11 protein-coding genes are annotated in these 10,683 nt (G+C 65.0%); 2 read left to right on the top strand and 9 right to left on the bottom strand.

What is annotated here, in order from left to right:
• Window positions 1-492: 492 nt before the first annotated feature.
• The 7 genes from meaB to KBA32_RS00440 all read right to left on the bottom strand — a co-directional run bounded on the left by meaB (window position 493) and on the right by KBA32_RS00440 (window position 8,036).
• Window positions 493-1,497, bottom strand: a complete 1,005-nt coding sequence (meaB, locus tag KBA32_RS00470) for a methylmalonyl Co-A mutase-associated GTPase MeaB (RefSeq protein ID WP_294353604.1) — start codon at window positions 1,495-1,497, stop codon at window positions 493-495.
• A gap of 119 nt (window positions 1,498-1,616) precedes the next feature.
• Entirely contained in the window at window positions 1,617-3,782 is a 2,166-nt protein-coding gene (gene scpA / locus KBA32_RS00465; RefSeq protein WP_294353601.1) for a methylmalonyl-CoA mutase, read from the bottom strand.
• Window positions 3,783-4,004: 222 nt separating this feature from the next.
• Window positions 4,005-4,805 carry a sulfite exporter TauE/SafE family protein gene (locus KBA32_RS00460; RefSeq protein WP_294353598.1) on the bottom strand — a complete coding sequence of 267 codons (801 nt, stop codon included), beginning with the start codon at window positions 4,803-4,805 and terminating at the stop codon, window positions 4,005-4,007.
• Entirely contained in the window at window positions 4,802-5,995 is a 1,194-nt protein-coding gene (locus KBA32_RS00455; RefSeq protein WP_294353595.1) for an iron-containing alcohol dehydrogenase, read from the bottom strand. The genes KBA32_RS00460 and KBA32_RS00455 overlap by 4 nt, the downstream gene beginning before the upstream one ends.
• Before the next feature lie 12 nt (window positions 5,996-6,007).
• Window positions 6,008-6,499: a TPM domain-containing protein gene (locus KBA32_RS00450; RefSeq protein WP_294353593.1), complete on the bottom strand. Its 492-nt coding sequence runs from the start codon at window positions 6,497-6,499 to the stop codon at window positions 6,008-6,010.
• Window positions 6,500-6,512: 13 nt separating this feature from the next.
• Entirely contained in the window at window positions 6,513-7,424 is a 912-nt protein-coding gene (locus tag KBA32_RS00445) for a TPM domain-containing protein (protein ID WP_294353590.1), read from the bottom strand.
• Between the two features lie 3 nt (window positions 7,425-7,427).
• Window positions 7,428-8,036 (bottom strand): LemA family protein, encoded by a 609-nt coding sequence (locus KBA32_RS00440; protein WP_294353588.1) that lies wholly within the window; start codon window positions 8,034-8,036, stop codon window positions 7,428-7,430.
• 139 nt (window positions 8,037-8,175) lie between these two features.
• Between KBA32_RS00440 and KBA32_RS00435 the strand changes: the two genes are divergently transcribed.
• The gene (locus tag KBA32_RS00435) at window positions 8,176-8,886 is read left to right on the top strand and encodes an AzlC family ABC transporter permease (RefSeq protein WP_294353585.1); all 711 of its coding nucleotides are present in this window, start codon (window positions 8,176-8,178) and stop codon (window positions 8,884-8,886) included.
• A complete protein-coding gene (locus tag KBA32_RS00430; protein WP_294353583.1) occupies window positions 8,883-9,212 on the top strand; it encodes an AzlD domain-containing protein in 330 nt (109 codons plus the stop codon). Before KBA32_RS00435 ends, KBA32_RS00430 begins: the two co-directional genes overlap by 4 nt.
• Here KBA32_RS00430 and KBA32_RS00425 read toward each other — a convergent pair.
• Window positions 9,209-10,288: a GTP-binding protein gene (locus KBA32_RS00425; RefSeq protein WP_294353580.1), complete on the bottom strand. Its 1,080-nt coding sequence runs from the start codon at window positions 10,286-10,288 to the stop codon at window positions 9,209-9,211. The two genes, KBA32_RS00430 and KBA32_RS00425, sit on opposite strands and share 4 nt — an antisense overlap.
• A 21-nt stretch (window positions 10,289-10,309) precedes the next feature.
• A complete protein-coding gene (locus tag KBA32_RS00420; protein WP_294353577.1) occupies window positions 10,310-10,642 on the bottom strand; it encodes a DUF3301 domain-containing protein in 333 nt (110 codons plus the stop codon).
• Between the last annotated feature and the right edge of the window lie 41 nt (window positions 10,643-10,683).

Below are 10,683 nucleotides of genomic sequence, written 5' to 3'. Positions count from 1 at the left end.
CGCGGGCATTCTTTCTTTTGGGTCGCCAAAAGAAAGAAGCCAAAGAAAAGGCGACCCCGGGGCGACGCCCCGCCTTTGGCGGGGTTCCCTGCGCTACTCGTACGGCCGGGCGGCTGCGGAACTCGGGGCTGCGCCCCTCAGACAGTCCTCGCCGACTACCCCCGGCCGCACTCCGTTGCTCGGCGTCGTCCAAAGGGGACCAACACCGAGCGGAGTTTGATGCGCAGGAGGCTTCCTATCCGTTCGGTTCTCCTCCTGCCCTTTGCGTCGTCGAGCAGCGCAAGACGCAACGGGGAAAAGGGCGAGGACTGTCTGAGGGCCGAAGGTCCGAGTTCCGCAGCCCTCCCGTTGCGGCTGAGCAGCGCAGAGACCCCGGCGTAGCCGGGCGACGCTGTGGGCGCGACTTTTCTTTGCTTACTTTCTTTTGGCAAGACAAAAGAAAGTAATGCCGCGCGTCAGGCGCGGAACACAGCGCCTCAGCAAACTCCGCGCCTAACCCTTCAAAAAAGAAAGCAGCTTCTGCGCAGCTGCACCAGGCGTCGCATTGCCTTCAGCGACCTGCTTCGAAAGCACCGGCAGCGAGGCATGCACGTTCGGATCGGAACGGAAGAGATGGTGCAGACCACTCTCGATCATGCTCCACATCCAGGCCAGCGCCTGCTTCTTGCGCTTGCCTTCAAACTCTCCGCTCTGCATCATCGCCGTGCGGTAGTTTTCGATTTCGGCCCAGAACGCAGCGACACCGTCCTTTTTCAAGGCACTGACGTTGATCACCGGCGGCCGCCAGTTCGGCGAATTGGGACGCAGCATGTGCAGCGCCTGCTTCCATTGCGCGCGGGCAACCGCCGCGGCGCGTGGGTCGATGTCACTCTTGTTGATGGCGACGAGGTCGGCGATCTCGACGATCCCCTTCTTGATGGCCTGCAGATCGTCGCCGGCGTTCGGCAACTGGACGAGGGCGAAGATGTCGACCATGCCGGCGACCGTCGTTTCGCTCTGCCCGACGCCGACCGTTTCGACGAGAATCACGTCGTAGCCGGCGGCTTCGCAGGCGAGCATCGCCTCGCGCGTCTTCTCGGCAACACCGCCGAGCGAACCGGCCGACGGACTCGGGCGAATGAAGGCTTCCTCGCGCTGGCACAGGGACTCCATGCGCGTCTTGTCGCCGAGGATGGAGCCACCGGAGACGGAGGACGAGGGGTCGACGGCGAGCACGGCCAGCTTGTGCCCGGTGTCGATCAGGTAGTTGCCGAGCGCTTCGATGAAGGTCGACTTGCCGGCGCCGGGCACGCCCGAGATGCCGACGCGAATCGCGTTGCCGGTGTGCGGCAGGAGCGCGCCCATCACCTTCTGCGCGCGCCGCTGGTGATCGTCGCGCGTCGATTCGATCAGCGTGATCGTCTTGGCCAGCGCCCGTCGCTGTTTGGCAAGGACGCCGTCCACCAGTTGCTGGTCGGCGGCATCCAGCACGCCTGCGCTCGAAACACTTGCTTCCATGGACGGCTCACTCCAGAACGAAAACGCACCACGCTTGAAACTACGCCGGCAGACGCCGGCGTAAGAATGCTACAAAACACCGCACCGACGGGAGCCGGCGCGGCGATTCGGACTAACGATCAGGCTTTGACGGCCTTCTTGATTTCTTCCAGCACCTTGCGGGCGGAATCCTCGATGCGGGTACCCGGGCCGAAGACGGCCTTGGCACCACCGGCAAACAACGCATCGTAGTCCTGCGCCGGGATGACGCCGCCGGCGAAGACGATGATGTCGTTGGCGCCCTGGTCCTTCAGCGCCTGCACGAGCTGCGGAACGAGGGTCTTGTGACCGGCGGCCAGCGACGAGCAGCCGATGGCGTGCACGTCGTTCTCGATCGCCTGACGGGCGGCTTCTTCCGGGGTCTGGAAGAGCGGACCGACGTCGATGTCGAAGCCGAGGTCGGCGTAGGCCGTGGCCACCACCTTGGCGCCGCGGTCGTGACCGTCCTGGCCGAGCTTGGCGATCATGATGCGCGGACGGCGGCCTTGTTCGGCAGCAAACTTCTCGACGTCAGCCTTGATCGTTTCCCACGTATCGATGCCTTCCACAACGCCTCCGTAAACACCCGAGATGGTTTGATTGTTGGCACGATGGCGACCGAAGACCTTCTCCAGCGCGTCCGAAACCTCACCAACCGTAGCGCGCAGGCGCATGGCCTTGATGGTCAGGTCGAGCAGGTTGCCTTCGCCGGTTTCGGCACTCTTGGTCAGTGCGTCGAGGGCAGCCTGAACAGCGGCGCTGTCGCGCGAGGCACGGATCTTCTTGATGCTGGCGACCTGCTCTTCGCGAACGGCATGGTTGTCGATATCGAGAATCTCGATCGGATCTTCCTTGGCCAGCTTGTACTTGTTGACGCCGACGATGACCTGCTTGCCGGAATCGATCAGCGCCTGCGTTTCGGCGGCGCAGGTCTCGATCTTCATCTTGGCCCAGCCCGATTCAACGGCCTTGACCATGCCACCCATCGCTTCGACTTCTTCGATGATTTCCCAGGCCTTGTCGGCCATTTCCTGGGTCAGCTTTTCCATCATGTAGGAGCCGGCCCATGGATCGACCACGTTACAGATCTTGGTTTCTTCCTGGATGATGATCTGCGTGTTGCGGGCGATACGCGACGAGAACTGGGTCGGCAGGGCGATGGCTTCGTCGAGCGCGTTGGTGTGCAGCGACTGGGTGCCGCCGAAGACGGCGGCCATGGCTTCGACCGTGGTCCGGATCACGTTGTTGTACGGATCCTGCTCGGTCAACGACCAGCCGGAGGTCTGGCTGTGCGTGCGCAGCATCATCGACTTCGGGCTCTTGGCGCCGAGTTTCGTCATGATGCGGTGCCACAGCATACGGGCGGCGCGCATCTTGGCGATTTCGAGGTAGAAGTTCATGCCGACGGCCCAGAAGAACGACAGGCGGCCCGCAAACACGTCGACGTCCATACCGGATGCGATACCGGTGCGCACGTATTCGGCACCGTCGGCCAGCGTGAAGGCCATTTCGATCGCCTGGTTGGCGCCGGCTTCCTGCATGTGGTAGCCGGAGATCGAGATCGAGTTGAACTTCGGCATGTTCTGCGCGGTGTAGCCGAAGATGTCGGCGATGATCTTCATCGACGGCGTCGGCGGGTAGATGTAGGTGTTGCGGACCATGAACTCCTTCAGAATGTCGTTCTGAATGGTGCCGGTCAGCTTGTCCTGCGAAACGCCTTGCTCTTCGGCGGCGACGACATAACCGGCCAGAACCGGCAGAACGGCGCCGTTCATGGTCATCGAGACGGAGACCTTGTCGAGCGGGATGCCGTCGAACAGCACCTTCATGTCCTCGACCGAGTCGATCGCCACGCCGGCCTTGCCGACGTCGCCGACGACGCGAGGATTGTCCGAGTCATAGCCGCGGTGCGTCGCCAGGTCGAAGGCGACGGAAACGCCTTGGCCGCCGGCGGCCAGCGCCTTGCGGTAGAACGCGTTGGATTCGGTGGCGGTCGAGAAGCCGGCGTACTGGCGGATCGTCCACGGACGGCCGGCGTACATGGTGGCTTGCGGGCCGCGGATGTACGGAGCGAGGCCGGGCAGCGTGTCGGTGTAGGGCAGGTCGGCGACGTCAGCCTTGGTGTACAGCGGCTTGACGGTGATGCCTTCGGAGGTGACCCACTTGATGTTGTCGACGTCACCGCCGGGGGCGGTCTTCGAAGCGGCTTTTTTCCAGGCATCCAGATTCGACGAGTCGGCAAATACTGGCTTGTTCTCGGAGGACATGACTATACCTTTCAGGAAGTAAAAACTTGGGGGCGTTTTTTCAACCGGAAACTTTTCAAACCGGAAACCGGTCAATGCACCGCGCGAACCTGCGGCACTTACTCGCCACGAGGCCGTAATGCTACTCTTATCCCTCTGTCAAAGGCAAGGGAAAGCAGGCTTTCAAGTCCGTCCGCGCACGGTGTTTCAAGGCTTTCAGCGGCTTCGCCGACACCCGGCCGGTCAGTGAAGCAGCTTCCACAACATGCGTCCGGCAAGGACGATGAGCAAGCCGGAGAAGACTCGCTTCAGCGTCGCAACCGGTAGCCGGTGCGCCATGCGCGCGCCGAGCGGAGCAATCAGCATGCTCGGCGGAACAAGCCAGGCAAGTGCTGGCAGATAGATGAATCCCAGGCTGAACGGCGGCAAACCGGCATGCCCGTGACCATTGAAAGCATAGCCGAGGGCGCTGCCCAGGGCGATCGGGAAACCGACCGCCGCCGAGGTGCCGATCGCCTTGCGCACCGGGACGTTGCACCAACTCAGGAAAGGCACGGTAAACGCTCCGCCGCCGATGGCGACGAGCGAGGAAATGGCGCCGATACCCGTACCGGTGGCGACGATGCCCAAAGCGCCGGGCAACTCGCGCGTCGCCTTCGGCTTGATGTCGAGGACCATCTGCAAGGCGACGAAGCAGACGAAGCAGGTGAAGAAGACCGCCAGCGGCCGCGCGTCGATGCTCGACGCAAACAGGGTGCCGAGCAGGGTGCCGAAGAGAATGCCCGGGGTGATCTGCAGCACGATCTTCCACAGGACGGCCTGGTGCTGATGATGGGCGCGCAGGCTCGACAGCGAGGTAAAGACGATGGCCGCAGCCGAAGTGCCCAGTGCGATATGCAGCGTCTCGCCGACCGGGAAGTGGCCTTGGGCTGAGAAGAGCATGGTCAGCACGGGAACCATCACCAACCCGCCGCCGATACCGAGCATGCCGGCCGAAAACCCGGTGAACAGCCCGAGCGCGACATAAGCCAACGACCAACTCATAGACGTGCTTTCAGGATCGCGGCCATTTGCTCCCGGCTCAGGGTCGCCGGGCTGTTCTTGCCGTTGGTCTTGTCGAGGATGGCGGCGAAATCTGCTTCCCGAAGCCCATAGTGGCCGAGCCGAGGGATGCCGGTGCGTGCTATCCAGTCGCTCAACGTACGCACGAGCAAATCACAATCGTGCTCGACCGAAACCGGGTGCTTGCACGCGAGGATGGAGCCAGCCCTGGCGTACTTCCTCAGCGCAACGCGGTTTTTGTCCGCGTCCTTGAACAGCTCCTCGATCGTCACCCGCGTCGCTTCGCCGATCAGCGTGCCGCAGACGACGCCGTGCGGAACCGGATGGAAGCCGCCGAGCGGGCCGGCGTAGCCATGCACGACGCCGAGCCCGGCGTTGGCCAGCGTGATGCCGGAGAGCAACGCGCCGTAGGCCATGTGGCTGCGCGCTTCGATGTCGGCGGCGCCGTTCTCGACTGACGGCAGCAGGCCGGCGGCGACGTGCTCGAGGCCGCTCAAAGCCAGCGCGTCGCTCATCGGCGAGGCCTTGGTCGACACGCAGGATTCGAGCAACTGGGTCAACGCATCCATGCCGCAGGCGGCGGTGACGTCGGGCGGACAGGACAGCGTCAGTTCGGGATCGACGAGCGCGATATCCGGCACGAAACGGTCGTGGCGCAGCGAGCTCTTGTAGCCGGCACGGCCGACGTCGCTCAGGACGGCGTTCTTCGTCGCCTCGGCCCCGGTCCCGGAAGACGTGGGGATGGCGATGAACGGCACCTTGCGCCCGTCGTGCTTCTTCGTGTCCTTGCATTCGAGATACTCGACGACCGAGTCGCCTGACGGCAGCATCGCCGAGATCGCCTTGCCGGCGTCGACCGCGCTGCCGCCGCCGATGCTGACGACCCAATCCACGTTTTCGGCGCGATAACGGGCAACCGTTTCGTCGACAAAGGCCGGCGACGGCTCGCCGCTCACCGACACCTGAAAGCTCGTGATTCCCGCCTCGCCGAGCGCGGCCATCAAGCGCTCGTAGTGCGCCGAGCGCCGGAACGACCATGAGCCGGTGACCAGCAGAATCCGCTTGCCGCGCCCCCCGATCAACGCAGGCAATTTGACCAGCATCCCCGCGCCAAAGTGGATTTCGGGCATACGGGCGAAGGCAAAGGAGTTGATCGTCGGTGCGTTGCGCATGAAATTCTCTCGTCAGAGGATGATGGCGGCGTTCGGCAGTTCGTCCGGATTGGCTCCGTGCGCCGGGAAGTGGGTGGTCAACACCTGGCTGATGGCCTGCACGCCGGCGAGCGCGCCGGCGTGGAAGCGGCCATCGCGGAAGGCGGTTTCCATATCGCGGCAGATCGCCTGCCAGGTCGCCTCGCCGACTCGCCGGTTGATGCCGCGATCGGCGAGGATCTCGACCTGGCGGTCGGCGAGCAGCACGTAGATCAGCACGCCGCTGTTGTCCTCCGTATCCCAGACGTGCAGGTCGGAGAAGACTTCGAGCGCGCGCTGCCGCGCCGTCGTTCCGTGCCACAGTTCGGAGGACGAAAGGCCGGCTTCGACGACGAAGCGTAGTTCGCCGCGATGCAGCCTCTCGGACGCCGCGACGGCGTCCTCGATGGCCTTCAGCGTCGCGGCCGGGAAGGCGCGCCGAACGCGCCACGGCGGGTAGATCAGGTGATCCAGAATGCGTTTCATCGTGCCTGCCATGTCACCAACTCCCGGACGCGCCACCGCCGCCAAAGCCGCCACCACCGCCGGAGAATCCCCCACCGCCGCTGCCGCCGCCCCAGCCGCCGCGAGAACCGCCCGGCGCGCCGCCGATACCGGTGCCGATGCGTCGCGACGAAGTCATGGCGACAAAGAAGAAGGCGGCGAGACCGAAGATGACGGAGGCCGCGACTCGCCCCGAAACCAGCCAGGCGGCGGTTCCGACAACACCGCCCAAGGCCAGGCCGCCGAACAGGCGACCGAGCAGCGAGCGCAACAGCGGGCCGCTCAGGAAGAGCACGAAGACGAGCCAGGGCGGGATGTCGAAGAAAGCTTCGAAAGCGTCATCGACCACATCGCCGACATCGGCTGTTGCCTTCGTCACCGCTAAATCCCGGACCTCCGCGCCGCCAAGCACGAGCGCCTCGATGCGCTGTACGCCCTCCTGCAACCCGCCGGCAAAATCCGAGCGCTTGAAGCGCGGCGTGATCGCCTCGTCGATGATGCGCCGGGCGATCGCGTCGGGGATCGTGCCCTCGAGGCCGTAGCCGACTTCGATACGCACCTTGCGGTCGTTCTTTGCCACCAGGAGCAGCAGGCCCTGATCGGCCGCGTTCTGGTCGAGCCCGGCGCCGGCCTTGCGCCCGAGCTTCCAGGCCTCGACGACGCGCAGCGAATACTGCTCGATGCTCTCGGGCTGAGTGGTGGGCACGAGCAGCACGGCCATCTGCGCCGCACTGTTCGCCTCGAGGCGTTGCAGGCGTGCTTCCAGCGCGCCGACCTGCTCGGGCGAAAGCGTCGCCGTCAGGTCGGCAACACGCGCGGTCAGCGGCGGCACCGGCACTTCGGCCCAGGCGGAGACCGACAGCCAGCAGGCAAGGCCGACGAGCCAGAATATGAAGCGTCGAGGCATCGTTTACTGCGCAGCCGGCGCCGGGTTGCCGAAATCGACCTTGGGCGCGGTCGAGATCGCCTTCTCGTTCTCGACCGCGAAACTTGGCTTCGTCTGGTAGCCCATCACCATCGCCGTCAGGTTCGACGGGAAGGAGCGCACCGTCGTGTTGTATTCCTGCACCGCCTTGATGAAGCGGTTGCGCGCGACGGTGACACGGTTTTCCGTACCTTCGAGCTGCGCCTGCAGATCGCGGAAGGCGCCGTCGGCCTTCAGCGTCGGGTAGTTCTCGGAGACGGCGAGGAGACGCGACAGCGCCGAAGTCATCTGCGCCTGCGCCTGCTGGAACTGCGCAAAGGCGGCGGGATCGTTGATCAGTTCCGGCGTCGCCTTGATCGAGCCGACCTGCGCGCGCGCCTCGGTCACCTGCGTCAGCACCTCCTTCTCGTGCGCCGCGTAGCCCTTCACCACGTTCACGAGATTCGGCACCAGGTCGGCGCGCCGCTGGTATTGATTGAGCACCTCGGCCCAGGCGGCCTTGATCTGTTCGTCCTGCGCCTGCATGGCGTTGTAGCCGCAGCCGGACAAGAGCAGCGCGACAAAGAGGGAGAAAAACACGGACAAGCGACGCATACGACCTCCTTTGACGGCGCGGCGGACGACACGTCGGCCGGCCCACGAAATCCGTCTATCTTACACGCGCGGCATCCGGCAGCCGGCGTCGGCATCCGCTACAATGCTCCGCTGCTCGTTCCACCGCATCGCTCCCGCCATGACGCCACCAGACATTGCCGCCCCACAAGCGGGCACAGACCGCTTCTCCGTCCTCGCGCTGACCACGCCCGTCGCCATGGGCTACATCCCGCTCGGCACCGTGTTCGGCTTCCTCTTCGTGCAGGCCGGCGCCGAGTGGTGGCTGGCCGTGCTGTCGAGCGTCATCGTCTTCGCCGGCGCGGCGCAGTACATGATGATCCCGATGCTCGTCGCCGGGCTGCCGGTCGGCGCGATCGCGCTGGCGACGCTGATCGTCAATCTGCGCCATGTCTTCTACGGCCTGTCGCTGCTCAACAAGTTTCCGCCGCACGGCCTCTTGCGCTGGTACATGGTCTTCGCGCTGACCGACGAGACGTATTCGGTGCTGACGACGGTGCCGGCCAATACCAGCCACAAGAAAATGGCGCTCGTCGCGCTGCTCAACCAGTCGTGGTGGGTGCTCGGCACGCTGATCGGCGCTGTCGTCGGCGCGCAGGCGCAGATCACGCTGGCCGGTCTCGACTTCGTGCTCGCTTCACTCTTCGCCGTGCTCACCGTCGAACAATGGCGCACCAGGAAGAGCCCGGCACCCTTGTGGGTGGCGCTCGCCGCCTACGCCGTCGCCTATCCGCTGGCGGCCAGACACGCGCTGGTCATCGCCATCGCCTTGAGCATTGCGGCCGGCATGATGTGGAAACCGAAATCGGCAGCCGCGGGAGAACACGCATGATCGAGACGCGCTATGTGATCGGCGTCATCGCCGCGATGGGCCTCGTCACCTTTGCGCTGCGCGCCCTGCCCTTCGTCGGCGCGCAGTGGCTGAACAAGCACCCGCTCGTGCAGCGCCTCGGGCAGTTCCTGCCGCTGGCGATCATGACGCTGCTGACCATCCATTCCGCCGCCGGCTCGGCACGCGAGCACGCGGCCGGCCCATTCCCCGAACTGATCGCGATTGCGCTGGTCGCCGTCCTGCAATGGCGCACGCGCAACGCGCTGCTGAGCATCCTCGTCGGCACGGCGGCCTACGTGGCGATGCGCAACTTCGCCTTCGTCTAGGCTTCCGGCGTCTTGTCGCGTACGCCGCAGAACATCGAGAACGCCGTATCCACCAGCGAGCGTTCGAGGTCGCGGACGATGAAGACGAGACGACTCTTGCGGTCGTTGTAGGGCGCTTCCTTCGGCCAGTCATCGAGCCGCGTGTAGGGGTAGTTCACGTGCTGCACGCACTGGACGACGCGCGGCTTGTAGTCACCGACGACGTTGAGTAGACCTTTGACGCGCAGGATTCGGTCACCGGCAGTGCGCAGCAGCATGTCGATGGCCTCGACGAAAGCCCCCCACTGCAGCGGCTCGTCGAACGTAAGCGAGAAGCTGTAGACATGCGCGTCGTGACGGTCGACGTCGTGATGGTGGTGATGGCCGCTCGCCTTGCGCCGTTCGGCACGCACGTTCTCCTCGGCAAGCCAGCCGGCGACGTCGGGCGACTTGCCCTCGGGCTCGTACAACCCGCAGCCGGTGATCGCCGCCAGCGCGACTTCGCCCTTGCGGACTTCGACGATCGACGCCGCCGGGTTGAGGCGCGCGAGGAGCGGTTTGATCGCCTGCAACTGCTCGTCGGAAGCGAGATCGCACTTCGTGAGCAGCAGGCGGTCGGCCATCGCGACCTGCTTCACCGCCTCGGCGTGCTGCGCGAGCTGGCCTTCGGCGTGCGTGGCATCGACCACGGTCACCACGCCGTCCATGCGATAGCGCTCGCTGACGAAGAAGTCGTCCATCAGCGTGTAGATCACCGGCGCCGGGTCGGCGAGCCCGGTCGTTTCGATGACGACGCGCCTGATCGGTTTCAGTTCGCGCCGCATGCAGCGCATGAAGAGGTCGGTCAGGCTGCGCGTCAGGTCGTCGCGCACCGTGCAGCAGATGCAGCCGGAGTCGAGCATGATCACATCCTCGTCGAGCTTGGCGACGAGATGGTGATCGACGGCGACCGAGCCGAATTCGTTGATCAGCACGGCGGCGTCGGCCATCTCGGGCTGGCGCAGCAGGTGGTTGAGCAGCGTGGTTTTGCCGGCGCCGAGAAAGCCGGTGAGGATGGTGACCGGAATCTGCCGGTCGGCGTCTTGGTGTTGGGTCATGGTGCGGGCGCCGTGCAGGCGTCAATGCAGGAGTTGCAGGTTCGGGGTGCGCTTCAGGTTCAGGTTGATCACCAGCACGCGCTTGCCGAGCAGGACGATGCTGCCCGAAGTGCGGTCGTTGCCGGTGTCGCTGTATTCAAAGTCGTAGATGCGGCTGAGGCGCAGGACGCCGTTGCCGTCGCGGCGCAGGCTGAGGCGGTGGATGGCGACCGTCTCGTCGAGCAGTTGCAGGCCTTCCGCGTGGCACGCGGCGCGCGTCGCCGAGATCGCCATCTGGCGCACGCCGAGGCTGTCGAGCCAGAGCCAGGCGCCGCCGCCGAGCAGGAGAAGTCCAATGAGGTCGAGAAAATCCATGTGCACAGCCTAACCGAAATCGCCGCACGGGCGACGCGGCA

Origin of the sequence: Propionivibrio sp., assembly GCF_017995515.1 — a bacterium.
Lineage (GTDB): Bacteria > Pseudomonadota > Gammaproteobacteria > Burkholderiales > Rhodocyclaceae > Propionivibrio.
The sequence above is the reverse complement of the archived record's forward strand: the minus strand, read 5'-3'. Positions and strand labels throughout refer to the sequence as shown.

Excerpts from the sequence above, each read along its gene's own strand:
- KBA32_RS00445 (WP_294353590.1), bottom strand. The coding sequence starts at position 7,424 with ATGCCTCGACGCTTCATATTCTGGCTCGTCGGCCTTGCCTGCTGGCTG.
- meaB (WP_294353604.1), bottom strand. The coding sequence starts at position 1,497 with ATGGAAGCAAGTGTTTCGAGCGCAGGCGTGCTGGATGCCGCCGACCAG.
- KBA32_RS00435 (WP_294353585.1), top strand. The coding sequence starts at position 8,176 with ATGACGCCACCAGACATTGCCGCCCCACAAGCGGGCACAGACCGCTTC.
- KBA32_RS00430 (WP_294353583.1), top strand. The coding sequence starts at position 8,883 with ATGATCGAGACGCGCTATGTGATCGGCGTCATCGCCGCGATGGGCCTC.
- KBA32_RS00425 (WP_294353580.1), bottom strand. The coding sequence starts at position 10,288 with ATGACCCAACACCAAGACGCCGACCGGCAGATTCCGGTCACCATCCTC.
- scpA (WP_294353601.1), bottom strand. The coding sequence starts at position 3,782 with ATGTCCTCCGAGAACAAGCCAGTATTTGCCGACTCGTCGAATCTGGAT.
- KBA32_RS00440 (WP_294353588.1), bottom strand. The coding sequence starts at position 8,036 with ATGCGTCGCTTGTCCGTGTTTTTCTCCCTCTTTGTCGCGCTGCTCTTG.
- KBA32_RS00455 (WP_294353595.1), bottom strand. The coding sequence starts at position 5,995 with ATGCGCAACGCACCGACGATCAACTCCTTTGCCTTCGCCCGTATGCCC.
- KBA32_RS00420 (WP_294353577.1), bottom strand. The coding sequence starts at position 10,642 with ATGGATTTTCTCGACCTCATTGGACTTCTCCTGCTCGGCGGCGGCGCC.
- KBA32_RS00450 (WP_294353593.1), bottom strand. The coding sequence starts at position 6,499 with ATGAAACGCATTCTGGATCACCTGATCTACCCGCCGTGGCGCGTTCGG.
- KBA32_RS00460 (WP_294353598.1), bottom strand. The coding sequence starts at position 4,805 with ATGAGTTGGTCGTTGGCTTATGTCGCGCTCGGGCTGTTCACCGGGTTT.